Annotated in this window: 19 protein-coding genes; 10 read left to right on the top strand and 9 right to left on the bottom strand. The window is 41.4% G+C overall.

The genetic code is table 11. The annotated features are described in order from the left end of the window. Positions 1-34 precede the first annotated feature (34 nt). The 4 genes from EAE91_RS07405 to EAE91_RS07390 are packed head-to-tail and all read right to left on the bottom strand — an operon-like array spanning position 35 to position 6,815. Complete coding sequence (locus EAE91_RS07405; RefSeq protein ID WP_244868721.1) at positions 35-1,846, bottom strand: ABC transporter ATP-binding protein; 1,812 nt, start codon at positions 1,844-1,846, stop codon at positions 35-37. Next, on the bottom strand, positions 1,776-3,575 hold the full coding sequence (locus EAE91_RS07400) for an ABC transporter ATP-binding protein (RefSeq protein ID WP_244868720.1): 1,800 nt from the start codon (positions 3,573-3,575) through the stop codon (positions 1,776-1,778). The genes EAE91_RS07405 and EAE91_RS07400 overlap by 71 nt, the downstream gene beginning before the upstream one ends. Continuing rightward, positions 3,568-4,812: an MFS transporter gene (locus EAE91_RS07395; RefSeq protein WP_214087916.1), complete on the bottom strand. Its 1,245-nt coding sequence runs from the start codon at positions 4,810-4,812 to the stop codon at positions 3,568-3,570. The genes EAE91_RS07400 and EAE91_RS07395 overlap by 8 nt, the downstream gene beginning before the upstream one ends. Further along, positions 4,809-6,815, bottom strand: coding sequence for a TonB-dependent receptor (locus tag EAE91_RS07390; protein ID WP_214087915.1), 2,007 nt, complete (start codon positions 6,813-6,815; stop codon positions 4,809-4,811). The genes EAE91_RS07395 and EAE91_RS07390 overlap by 4 nt, the downstream gene beginning before the upstream one ends. Before the next feature lie 295 nt (positions 6,816-7,110). On the opposite strand from EAE91_RS07390, the gene EAE91_RS07385 reads away from it, so the two are divergent. Beyond that, a complete protein-coding gene (locus EAE91_RS07385) occupies positions 7,111-8,073 on the top strand; it encodes a helix-turn-helix transcriptional regulator (protein WP_214087914.1) in 963 nt (320 codons plus the stop codon). A gap of 114 nt (positions 8,074-8,187) precedes the next feature. On the opposite strand, the gene EAE91_RS07380 is transcribed toward EAE91_RS07385, so the two are convergent. Next, on the bottom strand, positions 8,188-10,041 hold the full coding sequence (locus EAE91_RS07380; RefSeq protein WP_214087913.1) for a polyurethane esterase: 1,854 nt from the start codon (positions 10,039-10,041) through the stop codon (positions 8,188-8,190). Positions 10,042-11,079: 1,038 nt separating this feature from the next. On the opposite strand from EAE91_RS07380, the gene bla reads away from it, so the two are divergent. Together bla and EAE91_RS07370 are read left to right on the top strand one after the other, a co-directional pair. Further along, positions 11,080-11,964, top strand: coding sequence for a class A beta-lactamase (bla, locus tag EAE91_RS07375; RefSeq protein WP_214087912.1), 885 nt, complete (start codon positions 11,080-11,082; stop codon positions 11,962-11,964). A gap of 102 nt (positions 11,965-12,066) precedes the next feature. Further along, positions 12,067-12,282 (top strand): type II toxin-antitoxin system Phd/YefM family antitoxin, encoded by a 216-nt coding sequence (locus EAE91_RS07370; RefSeq protein ID WP_214087911.1) that lies wholly within the window; start codon positions 12,067-12,069, stop codon positions 12,280-12,282. Between the two features lie 67 nt (positions 12,283-12,349). On the opposite strand, the gene EAE91_RS07365 is transcribed toward EAE91_RS07370, so the two are convergent. Both EAE91_RS07365 and EAE91_RS07360 read right to left on the bottom strand, forming a co-directional pair. Beyond that, positions 12,350-12,658, bottom strand: a complete 309-nt coding sequence (locus EAE91_RS07365; RefSeq protein ID WP_214087910.1) for a type II toxin-antitoxin system RelE/ParE family toxin — start codon at positions 12,656-12,658, stop codon at positions 12,350-12,352. Next, positions 12,658-12,912 carry an antitoxin gene (locus EAE91_RS07360; RefSeq protein ID WP_011146571.1) on the bottom strand — a complete coding sequence of 85 codons (255 nt, stop codon included), beginning with the start codon at positions 12,910-12,912 and terminating at the stop codon, positions 12,658-12,660. Before EAE91_RS07360 ends, EAE91_RS07365 begins: the two co-directional genes overlap by 1 nt. Before the next feature lie 205 nt (positions 12,913-13,117). Between EAE91_RS07360 and EAE91_RS07355 the strand changes: the two genes are divergently transcribed. Beyond that, positions 13,118-13,255: a hypothetical protein gene (locus tag EAE91_RS07355; RefSeq protein ID WP_214088002.1), complete on the top strand. Its 138-nt coding sequence runs from the start codon at positions 13,118-13,120 to the stop codon at positions 13,253-13,255. On the opposite strand, the gene EAE91_RS07350 is transcribed toward EAE91_RS07355, so the two are convergent. Together EAE91_RS07350 and EAE91_RS07345 are read right to left on the bottom strand one after the other, a co-directional pair. Continuing rightward, positions 13,189-13,389, bottom strand: a complete 201-nt coding sequence (locus tag EAE91_RS07350) for a type II toxin-antitoxin system RelE/ParE family toxin (protein WP_244868719.1) — start codon at positions 13,387-13,389, stop codon at positions 13,189-13,191. The genes EAE91_RS07355 and EAE91_RS07350 overlap by 67 nt on opposite strands. After that, positions 13,377-13,550, bottom strand: coding sequence for a hypothetical protein (locus tag EAE91_RS07345; RefSeq protein ID WP_214087909.1), 174 nt, complete (start codon positions 13,548-13,550; stop codon positions 13,377-13,379). Before EAE91_RS07345 ends, EAE91_RS07350 begins: the two co-directional genes overlap by 13 nt. 575 nt (positions 13,551-14,125) lie before the next feature. On the opposite strand from EAE91_RS07345, the gene EAE91_RS07340 reads away from it, so the two are divergent. The 6 genes from EAE91_RS07340 to tssE all read left to right on the top strand — a co-directional run bounded on the left by EAE91_RS07340 (position 14,126) and on the right by tssE (position 19,661). Continuing rightward, a complete protein-coding gene (locus EAE91_RS07340) occupies positions 14,126-14,968 on the top strand; it encodes a phage tail protein (protein WP_214087908.1) in 843 nt (280 codons plus the stop codon). A gap of 202 nt (positions 14,969-15,170) precedes the next feature. Then, entirely contained in the window at positions 15,171-16,043 is an 873-nt protein-coding gene (locus EAE91_RS07335; protein WP_214087907.1) for a phage tail protein, read from the top strand. A gap of 558 nt (positions 16,044-16,601) precedes the next feature. Continuing rightward, positions 16,602-17,126: a type VI secretion system contractile sheath small subunit gene (gene tssB / locus EAE91_RS07330; protein ID WP_214087906.1), complete on the top strand. Its 525-nt coding sequence runs from the start codon at positions 16,602-16,604 to the stop codon at positions 17,124-17,126. Between the two features lie 7 nt (positions 17,127-17,133). Then, complete coding sequence (tssC, locus tag EAE91_RS07325) at positions 17,134-18,615, top strand: type VI secretion system contractile sheath large subunit (protein ID WP_214087905.1); 1,482 nt, start codon at positions 17,134-17,136, stop codon at positions 18,613-18,615. A gap of 56 nt (positions 18,616-18,671) precedes the next feature. Continuing rightward, the gene (locus EAE91_RS07320; protein ID WP_011146547.1) at positions 18,672-19,166 is read left to right on the top strand and encodes an Hcp family type VI secretion system effector; all 495 of its coding nucleotides are present in this window, start codon (positions 18,672-18,674) and stop codon (positions 19,164-19,166) included. A gap of 51 nt (positions 19,167-19,217) precedes the next feature. Then, the gene (gene tssE, locus EAE91_RS07315) at positions 19,218-19,661 is read left to right on the top strand and encodes a type VI secretion system baseplate subunit TssE (RefSeq protein ID WP_214087904.1); all 444 of its coding nucleotides are present in this window, start codon (positions 19,218-19,220) and stop codon (positions 19,659-19,661) included.

The raw sequence follows: 19,661 nt of genomic DNA, 5'->3' as shown, positions 1-19,661 counted from the left end.
AAATAATGACGGTTACGAAACGGTGGGTTACACCTTAATTTTGCGTATTTGGGTATAGATGCCAGTGCTCTTCTGAGCCAAGGTGGTTTTCCCAAAGAGATTGGTATAGTGAACAACGCCCTAACAATTCGTCGTGAGTGCCGCTATCACAAAGGGTTCCATGATCCATCACCAATATTTGGTCAGCGCGGGTTATAGTGCTCAGCCGATGAGCGATAACAAAGACTGTTTTATTCTGGGCAAGAGAATCAAACGCCTGTTGTATTAATTGTTCGTTTGCGGGATCGAGAGAAGCCGTCGCTTCATCGAGGAATAAAACCGGAGATTGTTTCAAGATGGCACGGGCAATGGCAAGACGCTGACGCTCGCCGCCAGATAGCGTACCACCATCCACGCCTAACAGAGTGTCGTACCCTTGTGGTAATGCCAAAATCGTATCGTGAATATTGGCAAGGCGAGCAGCTTGCTCCAGTTCTAACTGGGTTGCATTGGGATTACCCAACCGGAGATTGTTAGCGACGGTATCCTGAAATAGCGCGGTTTCCTGAAATACCATAGTAACGGTGTCATACAGCGCCTGGGTTTGGTAATGATGGATATCATTTCCACCCAAGCGGATTTCCCCCTTATCCAGTTGATAGAAAGAGAGCAATAGATAAGCCAGTGTGGATTTTCCACTGCCACTGGGTCCGACAATGGCGGTCATACTGCCTTGCGGCGCATAAAACGACACATCGTGGATAGCGGGTTGATTCGTACCTGGATAGCTAAACGAAATGTTATTAACTTCAACATCATATTTGTCTGGCGCGGCTAGTGGCCCGGAAGCTTGCGTTGCAATGGTTTCTATCTCTGCAATATGGGCTTCGCCTACTTGCGTTAAGGCTGTGATATTGAGCAGGGGGATGATCCCACGCAGGGGGGTAATCGAGGCAAACAACAACAGAATCGTGATAAGCATTTCCGAAAGTGTTAATGCTTCCGATGAATTAAAGCTCAGGGCACCAGCCAGAATGCCAACAACCACGCTAGTATCAATAATGATATAAAACAAGCTCAATAGTGGAATACTTCTGAATACCCCACGGCGGAACGCGACACGTAATTGGTCGATTTCGCGGTCAAAGCGCTGTTCTATCGTCGTAGTAGCTGCCGCAGCGCGAATAAAAGACATGCCTTGGGCGTACTCAACGATAGCTTCGGATACATCAGCCATCATAACTGCGCGTAAGCGAAATATTTCATTCAGTTTTTTACGGATAGCCGCCAAGATGAGCATCCCAACCATTAGCACCAATAATGCACTGCCGGCAACCACCCAATCAAACCAGAATAAAGCCAGGTAGATAAGGGTCAGCATCATAACCTGACAGGCGATTTGCGGTGTGGTATAGGCTGACTGATTTTCCTGCCATTGCACATCCTCAGATAACGTTAACGCTATCTTTCCGGCACTCAATCCTCGAATCGTGGCGACAGACATACTGACAAGGCGTTGCAGTAGAGCGCGACGAATTTCTATGCCCAATCCATAGGCGGCAATGGTGAGCTTACGTAATGCCCGAGCCATAAAAGTAAATCGCAGCAACAGTAAAATAACCAGTAATCCCAAAGTGGTAAGCGGCAGCATAGCGTTGTCACTTTCCCCCAGATGAGTAATAGCCCAGGCAGCAATAGCAAGTTGGGCCATAATCGCAACAGTATCAAATTGTTTATATAACAATCCCTTGAACCAAACTCTTTGCATTTTGGGTGATAGATGTTGCTGAAGACGATTAAATAGCCTCATGATAATTTGCTCCTGTCCCGGTTTTTTCTCCCCGCCAAGCTGCCCGCTGTCTGGCATATGCACCTTGCTGCGCGACCAGCTCCTGATGGGTGCCTTGTTCGATAATCTGTCCTTTGTCTAAAACCAGTATTCGATCAAGATGACGGATAGTCGGTAGACGATGAGCAATGACAATCACTGTCTTATTGCGGCATAAGGCATTGAGCGCCTGTTGCATCTCTTTTTCACATTCTGGATCGGCATAGGCTGTAGCTTCATCCAATACAAGAATTGGTGCGTTTTTCAGAATAGCGGCAGCAACGGCAATACGCTGTTTTTCGCCTACTGATAAACTTACGCCGCCGTTCAGTACTGTGTCGTAACCCTGTGGCAATTGTTGAATAAATTGATCTGCTTGTGCTGCGATAGCGGCCGCTTCAACTTCTGCCTGTGAAGCGTTAGGACAGGCTAATCGTATGTTATTAGCCACTGTATCGTTGAACAGGAACACGCGTTGGAAAACAAAAGAGACATTATTGCGTAGCGTCGGTTCATCCATATGACGGATATCAACACCGCCGATAGTCACCTGACCGTGTTGAGGGTCCCAAAGACGTGCGATAAGGCTTGCTACCGTAGATTTACCCGAACCACTAGCACCGACTAAGGCTAATGAACTTCCCGCCGGTATAGAAAATGAAATATCATTTAACGCATTCTCCTGCTCATCCTGGTAGGAGAAACTGACATTATGCAAAGCAACGCTGTGATCCGCCGGTGTTTGGCTCTGAGTACAAGGCACCAGCTCAGGTTGATTCATTAACCAACGATAACGTGTGATTAACGCTTCTTGCTGTTGCAAACGTGTCATCACAGCGAACATGGATGAGGCAATATTGCCAAATGCCATTGCCGCCAGAATAAAGAAAGTGAATTCGAATAACGTGATCTCTTGTCGGTTTAATAACCAGACCGCCAAAGGGAGGACAAACAACAGGTTAGCACTGGATAGCACGAAAAACCGGCTGGATTTGACCTGCACTTTCTCAACCCAGACATCAATAATCCGTGTCAGGGCGGTGAAAGCTTCCTCAGCGCGTTGCAACGCAACCTTGCCGCCTGAATAGGTTTTAACCACCGGAATCGCATTAATAACTTCACCCATTGTTGAAGCAATACGGTTCTGGGCGGCATAAAAACGCTGAGTTGTCGTTTGCACCTTCATCTGGATATAGACGAATAACAGGCAGGCACCCAAAGTTGGCGCAAATGCCGCCAAGGCTAACCGCCAATCAATGGCCAGCATGACGCTCAATGCGATCAGTGGTCCAAACAGGGTAGCAGACATCTCTGGAATGATATGGGCAATACCATCTTCAAGTTGCTCGACGTCATCTAGCATCATCTTTTTTATTTCAGTGCTGTCGGTTAGCATGAAAAAGCCCAAAGGCACAGACTTCAACTTACGGCTAATATTGCGACGAACGTCAGCCTGTACATCAGCGGCAATCAAATGAGCAAAAAACGTTGAACCACTAAAGGCCAACATAGCGGCAAACGTGAATCCCAATAACATAACGCCATAATGCAATAGGGTATCATATTGTCCATCATAGATAGATTGAGTGATAAGCCCGGCAACCGCCGCCGGTAACATTTGCAAACCGGCGGAAAGAATGGCAAGTGCAATAGCAACATAGCTCAGCGTGCGGTATGGGCGCATCATATACCATAATTCTTTAATAACGCCGGCATCAGCCGCACGCTGCTCCGGTGAGTTCTGAACAGAAGAATCATGGCTATGCATGCACATTCTCCCGCTGGAAATCATGGAATTTATGCAATGTCCAGAACAGGGCAATGAAGGTGAAAATGAGTGCAAGCATGAAAAGGGCGGCGTAGCCTGCTTTAGTCACTATCAATCCCCCCATCATGGAACAGATAATTGCAATGCCCATATCGGTGGATTGCATCAACGCAAAATCCACACCAGACTGAGCGCCTGCCGCAAGCGACATCATCTGGGTATACAGCGCCACAAATTTGGCGGCGGTGATTAACGTGATGAAGACATATGCGGCTGAAAGCAGGGATAACGGCGCTTCTGGTTGCTTGGCAAGCCAGAAAATACAGGCTAATACGATAGATTCAAGCAGCATGACAGCCAGTAGTGTCTGGACAGCACCGAATTTACGTACAATGATACCACCAAGCATAACACCAGATAATCCAGCTAATGCGCCGCCACTGGCGGCAATGATACCGAGTTGAGTTAAATCCACACCGCGATCGATCAAAAATGGCGAAAGCATGCCGAGTGAAAGGCGTGTACCAATCATACACAACAATATCAAAACCAGTGCTTGTCTAACCGATGACCGACGGAGGGCATTCTTAAGTGAAGGGGCGACTGGGGCCTTTAAAACCGTTGGCGCTTTTTCTACTTGTGTTTCCCGTAAAAATAGGACAGGCAATGACATCAATAGAATCACTATAGCTAACACCCCTGCACCAATATGCCAACCGTACAGTGAAACAAGGTACAGAAACAGACCGCTGCCTATGATGGAGCCTAAATAACCGCCGCCAACTTGCATAACATTACACCAAGGGCGGTGCTTTGGCGGTAATCGGTCAATAGCGTGACCATCGGTGGTGGTATCCACCACCGTCAAACAAATTGTGATCAGAAACAGGCCGATAATAATCAGCGGCATATGTTCGGCAGGTCTTGCCAATGACATTGAACAAAAAAGCAATGTAATTAGCAGATTACCGCAGATCATGATACGACGGGGGTTTGCATCCCCCGAACCAGATTTACGATAGCGCTCGATAATAGGTGCCCAAAGGAATTTGAATGCCCAAGGCAACATCAACAGGTAGAGCAAGCCGATTTTATCCGGGGTTACACCGTGGCTGCGTAAAAATGCCGGCATACTTTGTAACGTCAACATGCCGATCGTGCTTTGGAGGGTGTAAACACCCGCTAAAGTTAGCAGTAATAACGATATATGACGAGGATGGGAGATATTATGCGTCATAGTGCAACGCTCACATCTAACCCAACATTCAAACCCTTATTGATCATACTGAGCGTATTTGGCCCCACAATGAAACTGGAGACACGATACTTTTTATCACCCAGATTTTCGCCATAGAGTTTTACGCTAACCCCGTGTGCCATTTCTAAACTGAATGAAGCGTCATAAAGAGCGTATCCACCCTGTTCAAGAGTATTCGCTTCATTAAAATAACTTTTTGAATAGTAACGGGCACCGGCATTTAAATAGAGGTTACCGGGTAACAACGTTTGATCAATTAAGTAGTCAAAACTTGCATTAAGCATGACATCTGGCGCATAAGGCAGACGTTTATTGTCATAACTTATGCCATTCTCTGTATCGGTCGCATCAACGAAGTTTGATTTACCGGCACTTCCGCCAAGAGAAAATTTTAGCCCTTTCATTGGCTTAATCTGGCTACTCAACTCAATGCCTCTGCTCTCTGCTTTACCCACATTGCGTATAAACTGCGCGCCGATCGGACCAACATAAATTTGTTTATCTTTCGAACGAATGTAGTAAACGGCGCTGTCTAATGTCACCGCGTTATCAAAGAACGCGGTATGCCAGCCTAGCTCATAATTATCTGAGGTTTCAGTATCGTAGGGTTTTCTGTCATTGGCGGAGGAGACAATATTATTGAATCCACCGGGTTTGTACCCTTTAGTGGCGGAGATATAAAAACGGGTATCTGGAGTCAATTGCCAACCTAATGCAACTTTAGGTGTGAACTCATTGCTGGAAACCTGGTTATTAAAAGCTTCGATCGCTACCATGCCAGAACGGCCCGCATAATCTATCTGCGACTTTTCATGGGACAAACGCCCACCCAAAGTTAAATCCCACTGAGAAGCAAACGGCAACTTCACTTCACCAAACAGTGCCAGCGATTGACCTTTTATTGTGTTGGCCGCATCGCCATAGTAACCGGGATAACCACTGGTATGGTGTTTATTCTTTTCATCTGAAAACCAGCCGCCGAGAACGCTGCTAATCCCATTTGAGAAATGAGAGTTCAAACGCAGCTCTTGCGTGGCAGCGTGGTGTTTCTCTTTCCATTTACCGCCAATGAAATCACGGTAAATATCGCGATCCTGATAAGAAGTCACACTGGTTAACACACTGTTGCCGAAATCATATTCAGCCTTGAATGCATAGCTGTTAACCCGCCGGGTTAAATCAGGGATAGGACCATCGTATTCTTTCCGACGAAATTGTTCGTCGTTTAAATAGAGTTCTTCATGGGAATCGAGATCTTCATGAGCGAAGCTAAGTTCAGCACTGAACGAAGAATCTTCTGGCGCAAATGTCAATTGCCCTCGACCAAGCCAAGTTTTGCTGGAATCAATATTTTTATTACCGCTATTAGGTACATCAATTTGCCCAGGCTCTTTTACCCAACGCAAGCTGGTACTTCCATAAAGGATATCTTCAATAAGCGGTATTGATCCGCTGAAAGAGCCGCCTTGTTTCAGTTTAGAGTAATTACCGGAAAGGTTTAGCCACGGGCCTTCTTGCGGCGAACGGGTGACGATATTGATAACGCCCGCCTGTGCATTTCCGCCATATAAAGTCCCTTGTGGACCGCGTAATAATTCTACACGTTCCACGTTGATTAATTCTTGTGTTAGGAATTGGTGATCTTGAGGAACGCCATCGACATAAACTCGAACAGAAGGAGAATAGAAATCCGGCGAACTAATACCTCGAATGGTTGTTGCTGAATAGGTTCGATTTCCCCGTGAGCGGATCTGTAAACCAGGGAAAGCTCGTTCAAGATCTTGTACTTGAGTGATACCGGCCTGCACAAGCTCTTCGCCCGTTTTAACCAGAATGCTGCCATCTACTTTATTTAGCGCCTCTTCTCGTTTATTGGCCGTTACAATCAAAGAATCTTCTATCGCGCCAGACGAATGTTCTGCCCATACTACAGGCGAAATTAAACAACATAAGACAGACGCCTTAGCGTATTTTTTTTTCATATAAATAACTCGTTATGCACCGTTTAAATCATGTTTTACAAAAATTAAGTGTGGTAAAGTAAAAAAACATAACGGAATACTACCGATAGTACTCCATCAGTGCTAACGGGATAGGGACAAAAATAGCGCGTTACGTACTATTAATAATGATTATCATTAATGATAAAGTGAGTGACCTTCACAATATGCATATATATAAAATAAAAATGTAATGCTTTTAATATGCAAGAAACACTGTTTTAAGTGAGGAAACGCTTTTTAACCGGTATCCGATGCTAATTTTATAGGGGATCTCATGAAGACGATCTATAGCAAGAAATTAGGAATTTTCACGGCTGACCATTGCAATTGCATGCATTCACATGCGGATAAAAATAACACAAATCTGCCTTTATTGACTGAGGAATTATCTGACGGAATTCATATAAACCGAATTCGTCTTGAACTCAACAAAGATATCACAGAATATTGTGAAGGGCCGCCAACGGTATCAATTGCGTTTATTTTAAACGGTAAAGGAAAAATGGCGATCGAAAATGGTGATGTTTTAGATATCAATTCGGGAATGATGATATTTTTCCGTTCACCTAAAATAACTCGTGGCATGAACTTCTTTGGCTGCGGCTCATGGCATATTCTCGATATTCGTTTCTCATTGAACGAAATTGAAGCTCAAGAACTACCCCCTTTCACTCAATTAGCGGCTGGCTTTGAGAAGAACGCTAGCTACAGTGATGTATTGATGATGGCATGCCCCATTTACCCACCGTTTATGCAGATAGTGAATCAAATAGAAGAGTGCCAATTAAGTGGCAGTATAAGAAAGGTTTATTTAAAAGCAAAAGCGTTAGAAATACTCGCTTGTGTAGCATCTCAAATTTACGATTGTCAATATAATGTGATCAGCGGGTTGCAACGCCGTGCTGTTTATAATGCAATAAAAATAATTAACAATGATTATCATTATCCCTGGACGATAAAATCATTATCAAGAGCAGTTGGCTTGAATGAACGGAAATTAAAAGAGGGATTTCGTGCGGTTGTTTTTCGCACTTTCCATCAATACTTGGAGAATGTCCGTATGATAACCGCAGAAGATTTATTGAAAAAAGGAATGAGTGTCATTGACGTTTCCACCGCAGTGGGGTATTCCAGCCCAAGCCACTTTTCTAAACGCTTCCGGCAACATTATTTGCTCAACCCTAAAGCATGGCAGGCGAAATACGCCGTTGGTCACACCTTATCCGATGCGCCGTAAAACCCCGTCCTTCAGCGAGTGTCAATAACAGAAAATATTGTAAATTGACTCTAGAGCAAAGGTGGCCATTTTGCATGGCCACTTCACGAATAGGGGTATCGCATAATTTATATGTTACGCCAGTATTATATTATCCGCCAATAAGCTGTCCATGCTGACGCCAACCAGAGTGACTGAGTTTTGGCCAAAGGTAAATACCAGATCATTATCCACCATAGAAGCATGATCCAGATAATTACTTTTATCACTGCTGCCTTCGGTACCCAGGAATACTAATTTATCAGTCTTATTGTAGCCATAGATGATGTCTTGTCCAAAATCACCGTTGAACAGGAAGGTATTGTTATTACCCTGACTTTTCATGACATCGTTGCCTTCACCACCGACGAAAACATTATTATTGCCGAAGCCGATCAACGTATCATCACCATCCAGACCGAACAACCAGCTACCGGAAGTTTTAGAAGTCAGTGTATCATTCCCATCGTTGCCTGTTACTGAATTGGCGTATTTCGTCTTCAATCCGCTGTTGGAATACAAACCATCGGCCCTGACTTGAGAATCCACCTGTTTAGTCAAAAACAGCCAGGTACTTTCTTTACTTCTTATAGTGGAAATATCCGTAGCAACTGTGATACCACCTTGTGCATCACGCACATACAATGTACCTGCCTGATCATAGGCTATTTCTGCATTTTTTAGTGACTTCTGTAAGTCAAAAGTATTATGGCCTTTCCCGCCGGCAATCATGTTAAATCCACCGTCATCGCGGAATATATCATTGCCGTCGCGCCCTTCCAGATAATCGTTTCCTTTACCACCTTTAATTAGGTCGTTGCCGTCGGTACCGATAACAAAAGTACTGCCAGTGTGTTTTTCAGCATTCCGGTTCAAATCCTGCACCCAAGTATTTTCACGGGTGACGTTGGAAAGATTGCTGACAACAATAGTAGAGTCTTTATGAGTTAGATTATAGAACGTTGACTCCATAATACGTTGCATGCCGCTCTGGTAAAACGGCGTCACATGCGAAACCCAAGTTGATGGATTAGCAATAGAGAAGGGCAACACATTCCACCAGTCTGATGCATAGTGATCATTAAAATTAACAATATTATTTGTAGCCGAATCCCTTGGTACATCATGAACGCCTGGAGAGAACGCATCAACGCTGGTACCTTTTAGTACGCGGAATACAGGATCATTTTCATATCCTACATTCAGCACCTTATTATCTTTCTCATACTGTGATGGCGAAGCGAAAGAGATATAGTTCGACTGGGAGTAGAATCCCCCCCATTTCGTATCGCTAGACTCCGCCATACTATTCACAGCTAACCCACCCAAACTATGGCCGCTGACCACAACGTCACTGCCTGTCAAACCGTGAGCTTTGGCATAATTAGCTACATGGTCCAGCAGCCGACCGAAAGCGTTTGGCGTATAGTCATTCGAATAGTCTTTCTTACCTAAAGCCACCAACACATTGTTCATAAAGTCACCGAATGTATCGGTAATAATTGACTCTCGGGGACCACTCGTACCGCGAAACGCAATGCCAATAGAAATCAAATTACCATCAGCATCATATTTCCCCATTACCTCTGCCTGAGCAGTGGAATGACTTGATTTTTCGCCAAAAAAAGTACCGCGGGCATCAGTTCTACCCTGATAGCCTAATTCATCAGCACTGATAGTAAACCATCCCGATTCATTGAGTTTATCTTGTGCTTGTTTTTCTGCGTCCGGATTCCAAGGCAATTTAGGCGTGATGCCCTGCGATGTCGTACTGCCGAGAATTGCGGTCAGCAATGTTAATGGCATCCCTAAACCAAAACCGTAATTGTAATACCCCTCAGCAAATCCGCTACCCAGATTATGGTAAGCATACCCGGCGATAGCTTTTGCGTCGGAAAATAGTTCTTTAGAAGTAGTGTCATCAAAGTCTTTGTACTGAAAAACACCCATGATGCATATCCTTGTTAAGTTAAAATAAGGTTAAAAAAGTGTTTTAAAAATATTAACCAGATAGGTAAGTATAGATTGATATAGATCATTTAAAGAGTAATTATCTAAAAATTTATAAATTAGTGAGCCATAATGAAAATTTAATATTTTTACAAAACTTTAATTGAATAAATTAAGTTTATATGCTAAATGGTCTCACCGGTGAGAATAAACACGCTGACATATCTATTATCATCATTGATAGTTTTTAAAAGTAACTAAATGAATGAATAGCTATAGTCCACAACATTATAAAGAGAGATTAATTAATTTCATTTAATATATATAAAATAAGTATACACATGTAATTTAAGAGAAAATTTTTATCGCTAATTCATTTAATTGGTTTGAAAAAAGAAATTAAAATCCATTATTCTCTATAAATACCTTGTTAATTCAAGACGAATTAATTCATAATACTGACATTCACTTCTTATTTATTAGAATAGTTGTGATTACTCTTTCAATATAATTCATTCAATAATTAATTTACAAATGGAATATATTGATTTTTTATTTAACAACGAATTTTAAAAGATTATAATTGTATTATGTTAATGATTACATTTATTAAGTTGTAATGATAAATCTGTATTTATATTTTTAATGTTTACTATTTTAAATTTGTTTTCTTTGGTTAAAGTTTAATTTTACACCCATAAATAAAATTAAAAAATAATTAAAAATCAACAAAATACCACCATTTCATTAGGGTGAAATCACAGCCACAAATAATATAAATCATTCATTAATAGGTAATTGAATTTAATTTTTAACATAGAAAACAAAATGAATGAAAAATAGCTAAAATAATTTATCAATCTTCTGGCTATAATTACTGCTGTATTAAATTAAGGATTATTTAACATTATATCGCAAATTAAACATCGTGCTTATCATGATAAAAATCGCCATAATAAAATATCATTAAAAATAGTGCGACATTACTTTTTTCTCTCTATAATGCATTTTTTACTATCTATATTACGAGATTCAAATATGAAACACTCTCCGTTGAGGCGTTCGTTGTTATTAGCCGGTATCACACTTCCATTGATCAACTTTGCTTTTCCGACATGGGCTGGTGCCATTCCCTCATCCCTGCATAAACAACTTGCCGAACTGGAAAATAGCACAAAAGGCCGTTTAGGCGTGTCGCTGATTAATACAGCGAACGGTCAGGAAATTCAGTACCGGGGAGATGAACGTTTTCCTTTCTGTAGTACTTTCAAGCTGATACTTGTTGCAGCGGTATTGCACAAAAGCATGTCTCAATCAGAATTGTTAGCAAAACATATTCACTATCGTGAGTCCGACTTACTCTCTTATGCTCCCATTGCGCGCAAAAATCTGCACCAAGGTATGAGCGTCACACAATTATGTGCAGCAACAGTACAATACAGTGACAACACCGCAGCAAACCTATTGATTAAAGAATTGGGTGGGTTAGAGGCTGTGAATAGCTTTACTCAAGATGTTGGTGATCCTGCATTTCGACTCGATCGCTGTGAACCCGATTTGAACAGTGCCATTCCCGGTGACCTCAGAGATACCACGACACCTGCCGCAATGGCGACCAGCGTGAAGAAAATCGTACTTGGAGAGGTACTTGCAGCTCCACAACGTGAACAATTAATCGTCTGGCTTAAAGGAAATACCACCGGAGATGCCAGTATTCGCGCCGGTGCTCCAGCCGGTTGGGCAGTGGGTGATAAAACCGGTGGTGGTGATTATGGCACCACTAACGATGTCGCGGTTCTCTGGCCGCCAAAAGGGGCACCTGTGGTTCTGGCAGTTTATTTTACCCAGCCTCAACAAGATGCCGAATCACGCCGTGATGTACTTGCTTCGGCTACGCGGTTGGTGATGACACATTTAACCTAATTTTTCCTGGGATGCTAAGAGGGTGAATGACTAAAGTTTGCCCCTTTAGCATTATGGTAGTAACGTACCTAACATAAATTAGCTGTTATATCGAGGAGCATCATGTCAATCACAACCTTATCGAGTTGGGAATTTAATCAGGATGTCAGCAGGGCAAAAAAAGCAGCTAAAAGCGGTCCAGTGTTCATCACAGATCGTGGCAAACCGGCACATGTCCTGCTAACCATTGAAGAATATCAACGAATCACCAAGCAGCGTAGAAACATTGCTGATGCTTTAGCAATGCCCGAGACCATAAAAATCTATGGTCTCCCGTAGGGTTAAACTTTTTGCCCTGTTGACCATTTTAATTAATAAAAATGCACGATTTACTCTATTTCTCTTTTCACAACTTTAGTCGGTCAGCAAGGCGTGCCAATAAGTCCATCCTCTCATGAAAAATTGCCACTATTAATGCAGGAGCATCTTTGCGTGGCAAACAAAATACATAGTGATGTTCACAACGCGCCATGCGCAATGCTGGAAAGAATTCGCTCATATCCTTGAAAGATCCTTTGCCGCAAGCGAGACGTCCAATACCTTGTTTCAGGGTAGTGATGTAATGGTGTACCTGAGCATCCCCCCATTGCTTACGTGTATAACTAATAATTGCGCGCAAATCGGTTTCAGTGGCTTCTGTCAGTACATAGTCCATTAATCGCGTCCGTTCTTGGCAAGTTCTTCATTAAGAATTTCGTCGATGCTTTTTTTGGATACCTTACCTTCCATCCCTTCACTGATCCGCGTATTTAACAAGACTTTCAATTCTTGCCATGCCTGATCACTATCGGTCATGTCAGGGAACAAACGTTCGAGTGTATATTGCTTGATTGTCTTGCCATGCAAGGCTGCCAGCGCTTTCAAACTTTTGTGTTGTTGATCGGTTATATCAATAGTTAAACGGCTCATAGTTTATTCTCCTTATGAATTCACCCACAAACCCACATTAGCACATATGATGTCTTATAGCTATTTATGAGGCCACCTCAGCGGAATTTCATCAGATGCTTATTTGAAGCACGTTCACACTGTTTTCTTGGTGATTTATATCGTATTCAAAATATTGCTCACTTTGTTTTAATTAAGGTCCGTTCACCAAACGGAGCTTACCACTATGTTAAGAACACTGCCTCCCCAGACTTTCCCGCCAGAAACGCTCTCGCTTGACGAGCTGGTGCCCAAAGATCATCTGGTCCGTAAAATCGATGCTGCTATTGATTTCAAATTTATCCGCGAATTAGTCACAGACTGACGTGCCAGCATTTTCACGCCAGCACGTATTGTTTTAATAGCTCGACGAGCAGTATCTTTGTCTTTTTTGGCAAGAAAACCATAGAACCGCTGTATATCAGCAAGAGCAGACGGAGACCAAATCAAACGTGGCATTTAGGTAACTCCGCATCTTCTCCTGCTTCGAGCTTAGCTAACCAATCGTCCGCTTCTTCAAGCGTTAGGTGTAGTTCATTCTCTTGATACGCTTCCCAGGCACGCAATGCATCCTGTTTGAAAGCTTCACGTTTTTCTTCACACTCTACATAGGTTGCCATTTTTTCCACCTAAATATTAAAAGGTAATACCTTTTAATACTCTATCATGGAATCTCCGCTTTGCTACCAAGTAAAGAAAACCTTCGTTTTTCACTCGCTTGGGGCATTATGTCGTCACACGAAATACGATTGATTTTGAATTGATCGGCGTGCCAATACTAACCCCCTAGGTTTAAGGACAATAAAATATTTAAATATGCATGCTTATATTAAATAAGAAATAAACATGTACCTTGAAATATTATTTTTACAAATTTGAAAAAACATTTATCCTAATCATTGCCATCTATTTTATCCTGTTTTTCTTTCCGTTATTATTCAAATAAAAACATTTTCATATTTTAACTTTATTATTTTATGGATTTACTTTCCATAAAAATAGAAAGACAATAATTCACACTCATTAATTTGCTTATTTCTCACTTATACAAAAATAATTGTCCATGTAAGTTATAAAAATAGTCCATTATTATTTTTTTGAACTAAACTATGATTGGCACCAATAAATAGAGTTATCGATACGATAATTTAATATATTGATTACATGGGAAAACAATTTAATTTAAGAGGGGCGTATGAGCCAAAAAAATGATTTTAAAGCTTTTTCTATTGTTAATAATTCTAATGTGGTAAGTCAGGAAAAATATGAGGAAAGTCAGAGTTTAAAAACAGGGTTTCCACCAGATGATATCTCTACGCATGTATTAAATAAGGCATTACGCCAATCATCAACAATAGCTTCTGTGGTGGCTAATTTTATTGCGAAACAATCTGACGATGATGTTCTGGATAATGGTGATATAGATAAACTCACCTCCCAACTAAACCAAGCGTTAAAAAAAATAGCCGCTGATGGCAAAGTGCCTAATAGCCGGAAAATAAATGGTAAGGCGTTGACTGAGGATATTAATCTGAATGCGAGCGATGTGGGGGCATATACACGAGCAGAAGTAGATAGACTGATTAAAACAGCCAGTGAAATTCCTGTTGGCTCTCCTATTCCCTGGCCATTATCTCATCCACCTATCGGCTATCTCACTTGTAATGGTTCCGCTTTTAATAAATTACAATATCCGAAGTTAGCAGAAGCTTATCCTGATGGCAGATTACCCGATTTAAGAGGAGAGTTTATTCGGGGCTGGGATGATAGTAAAGGGATAGATCCATCTCGTTCATTATTGTCATGGCAAGAAGGGTCTTATTTGGTACAGGATGTTGGTAATGGTGATGCTCTTGTTGCCTTCTCACACAATGATCGCACAAAATTACAGTGGGATACTCCCCAAGATAACAATATTTCAGCAAGAACCAGATACACTGGAGGTAATCATACTGCACTCTGGATGGTGAATAAGGACTATGTAGGAATATCAAGACCACGCAATATTGCATTCAACTACATCATGAGGGCAGAATAATAACACAAGAATATATCTTAAATACCGAAATATAATATCGTTAAAGTTTTACCATTTTTAATCATCGATGAAATTCTATTTTTTATCAGAATTTTGGCTTAATAGAAACGAGCTTATCGTTATGTTATGAACAATGAGTATAAATTATTTTGAATTATTCCTAATAATTTAATGTATTAATTATAAAATTTAAGGGAATTATATGAACCAAAAAAATGATTTCAAAGCTTTTTCCATTAGTAATAATGCTAATGTGGTGAGCCAAGAAAAATATGAAACAGATAAGAGTTTGCAGGAAGGGTTTCCACCAGAAAATATCTCTACTCATGTATTAAATAAGGTGTTACGCCAATCATCAACAATAGCCTCCGTGGTAGCTAACTTTATCGCGACACAATCTAGCGATGATGTTCTGGATGATGGTGATATAGCTAAACTCACCACTCAACTGAATCGAGCATTAAAACAAATAGCCACTGATGGCAAAGTACCCAATAGCCGGAAAATAAATGGTAAGGCGTTGACTGAGGATATTAATCTGAATGCGAGTGATGTGGGAGCATATACTAGAACAGAGGTATACACTCGGTCAGAAGTATATACACGAGCAGAAGTAGATAAACTGATTAAAACAGCCAGTGAAATTCCTGTTGGCTCTCCTATTCCCTGGCCATTATCTCATCCACCTATTGGCTATTTCACTTGTAATGGTTCCGCTTTTAATACATTACAGTATCCGAAGTTAGCAGCAGCTTATCCTGATGGTAGATTACCTGATTTAAGAGGTGAATTTATTCGTGGTTGGGATGATGGTAGAGGGGTAGATGCTGGCAGGATACTTCTAACAAACCAGAGTGATGCACTACAAAATTTAAAAGGTTCATTTAAAGGAGATAATGAAATAGCAAGTTCTGCTAAAGGCGTTTTTGCTATGGGCGATTTCGCAAGTAACTATGGTGGCCTGAACAATGAAAATGGTTATACAACCCTATTTGATGCGTCACGAGTAGCAAGAACGAGCCATGAAACCCGCCCTCGAAATATCGCATTCAACTACATCGTAAAAGCGGAATAATAACACAAGAATATATCTTAGATATTGGAATATAATAGCGTTAAAACTTTATCATCATCAAATATTAATAAAGCGCTGTTTCTTAATCAGCGCTTTGATTAAAAAAACTCAAAAAGTATTTTATTTCCATAAAAAAGTTAACCACAGATTAAATCAAACTCTAACTCCACCTATATTTCTATTTTTCTGACTCGTCAGATTTTGATTATTAAAAACAGTGGCATGAAAAATAAGACAAGTATGAAAATGCATTTTTATCACAATGTGCCTTGTCTATTTTTCATAATAAATACAATTACCTATGAAATAAGATAAATTTACAGATATTATATTTCCCCATGAGACTATTGCATTAAGTTAATATCCGTGAGAATTTATTCCACGCCGAAATACGGTGGGTTTTGAATATCATTAAATGTGTCACAGCATATTAGCTTGCTATCAATAGCGTTAATTGATCTCTTCATCTATTTCTCATCTTATTCGGCTATTTAATCAGGTTTGGTGCGGTTTAACATAAGTTTGCACTTCCTGTCATATATAAAGGTAAAAGGTGCCATGAATACTCAACGTAAGCTTGATAAAGTCAGACCGCCCCGAGTTCAGATTACTTATGATGTTGAATTAGGTGGCGCGGTCGAGAAAAAAGAATTGCCTTTAGTTATTGGTGTTGTTGGGCAATTTGCTGAGCAATCTATTCCGATGCGTGAACGTCGTTTTATGCAGGTTGATAAAGATAATTTTAATGCGGTGATGGAAGGTTTGTCGCCTTCATTGGAATTACAAGTTGAAAGCGCACTGCCGGGTCAGAGCGGATTTATTAATGTCGATTTGCAATTTAAATCAATGGCTGACTTTACCCCAGAGAATTTGGCGAAACAGATAGAACCGCTTCGTCATTTATTAGAGGTACGCAGCAAACTCAGTGATTTGAAAGGCCGTGCATTGAGCAATGAAAAATTGCGTGACCGTCTGGCGGAAATTCTAGCTGAACATGCGGATAAATTACCGCAGGTAAATGAAGAAGCAGATGACGTCACCCCGGAAAATAGCAATATCCCGGAAAATAACAATGCACAGTGAGGGCAGTATGGAACAGAGCGTTGTTGAACAACAAGAATTGAAAACGACGGAAACAAATAGTGATTTTCTTGATCAGATTATTGATAACACCCAAGCCATTCGTCGAGAGGCAGATCGTGATCGGGTAAAAAGCCAGCTCGACCAGTTTCTGGCCGAAGTCACCTCCGGTTCACTGGTGGTTTCCGGCGATTTGGTAAACAGCATTGACGAACGTATCGCCGCGATTGATGCTCTGATGTCCGCTCAACTGAGTCTGGTATTACATCACCCGAAATTTCAGCGCCTGGAATCTTCTTGGGTAGGGCTTAAAGGATTACTTGACCAAAGCGAAACGGATAATACCCAGATCCGCATGTTGAACGCGACGAAAACCGATTTGATTAAAGATTTTAAATCGGCATCGGATTTCGATCAGTCAATGCTGTTTAAAAATGTGTATGAATATGAATACGGTACCTTTGGTGGTGAACCTTATTCAGCATTTGTCGGTGATTTTGACTTTGATAACAGCCCGGAAGATCTCTATTTACTGGAGCAGATTTCTCATGTGGCCGCAGCCGCCCATGCGCCGTTTATCAGTTCAGTCAACGCAGGCATGTTGGGGCTGAATGATTTTGGCGAGCTACCACGTCCACGTGATTTATCCAAACTGCTTGCAACATCCGATTATCTGCGTTGGAAACGCTTCCGGGAATCTGATGACTCTCGTTATGTCGGCTTGACGTTACCACGAGTCATTGGCCGTTTGCCTTATGGGGCAAAAACCATCCCGGTTGAACAATTCTGCTTCGAAGAGCAGGTAAAAGAAGGGGATAGCGGTAGTTATCTATGGATTAACGCCGCCTATGCACTGGCAGGCCGTATGGTGGCGGCATTTGAACAGTATGGTTGGTGTGCGGCGATCCGCGGTGTGGAAGGAGGAGGATTGGTCGAAGCATTGCCAGCGTATCACTATACCTCTGTGTCCGGTGAAAATGTGCTGCAATGCCCGACTGAGGTGGCTATCTCTGATCGCCGCGAAAAAGAGTTAGCAGAATTAGGGTTCATTCCTCTGGTTTATTATAAAGGAACTGATTATGCCGCATTTTTTTCGGTACAGTCACCAAATAAGCCGAGAAAATATAATTCTGACCTGGCAAATGCCAACGCAAAATTATCAACCCAATTGCAATATATTATGACAACATCTCGTTTCGCCCATTATTTGAAAATGATTGTGCGTGACAAAGTGGGCAGTTTTATGTCCCGCGGAGAATGTCAATCTTATCTGCAAAACTGGATCAACCAATATATTGTCGGCTCTGATACCGTCGGTGCGGAAATTAAAGCGAGTCACCCATTACGGGAGGCAAGAGTTGATGTTGTTGAAGTTCCTGGATCGCCGGGAACATATCGGGCTGTAGCCTATTTAAGGCCGCATTTCCAATTAGAAGGATTAAGTATGTCTTTACGGTTGGTTGCTGATTTACCGCCGTCCTCGGCTGCCTGATTTTTCTATTTATTAATATTTTTCCTATTTATTACAACTAACTGGAGCAGTTAATTATGAGTTCTTCAATTTTTTTACAAATTGATGGTATTAAAGGTGAAAGTACCGACAGCAAACATAAAGAGTGGATTGAGCTGGAACATGTCAATTTTGGTCTATTTAACCATGCACGGATTGCAGACAGCGGTAAACGTAAAATTACCGTTGGTGCAGCGGATTTCCGTACCATTGACTGTGTGAAGGTGATGGATTCCAGTTCTATTGGCTTACTGTCTGCTGTAGCGCAAGGTACCGCGATTAAGAAAGTGAAACTGGAAATCTGCACGATTTTCAAAGGCGAAATGCATCCTTACGCGGAAGTGGAAATGGACGAATGTATTATCTCTGACGTTCATGAAACCTGTTCACGTGGCGGTGAATTCCCACAAGAACAGATTTCTATCGCCTATTCCAAAATTAAGTGGACATTTACGCCACTTAAAGAAGATGGAACTAAAGGAACTAAGGTGGGGCCGGAAGGTTGGGATCTTATCGAGAACAAAAAACAATAACAATTACCGTTTACTGTCGGCCTTTGGCCGGCAGTTTCTAGCCGGAAAAATATGATGATTCAGCCTTCATTTCTCCATCGCCTGAAAGATGATTATCCACAAGATGAAAAACGGGGTGTCGCACTTATCTGGTCACGTCAGGAAGTTGTCCAAAGCCTGATTTCTGACTTGAGTATGTTATTTTCATCAAGACCGATTTCTGAAATTTCCCCTTTATTTGGTGAGTTGCCGAAATCAGTTTTAAATTACGGTGTTTCCGATGTCATTAATGTGGATATTTCTGATGATGAACGTATTGATGTACTAAGCAATAATATTTACCAAGCTATTTCCTGGTTCGAACCACGTTTGAAAAATGTCGTTATTAAATTACAGAAAAATACGCCAGAAAATATAACTTTCTGGGTGAGTGGAATTTTCTTCAACGAACAAGTGGTGTTTTCTATCTCATGGAACAGTACCGCATATACCTATTCAATTTCATGGGATAAATAA

This window comes from Photorhabdus noenieputensis (genome assembly GCF_018448935.1).
GTDB classification, from domain to species: domain Bacteria; phylum Pseudomonadota; class Gammaproteobacteria; order Enterobacterales; family Enterobacteriaceae; genus Photorhabdus; species Photorhabdus noenieputensis.
Note: the sequence above shows the minus strand (reverse complement) of the source record. Positions and strands in the feature narration are given on the sequence as shown.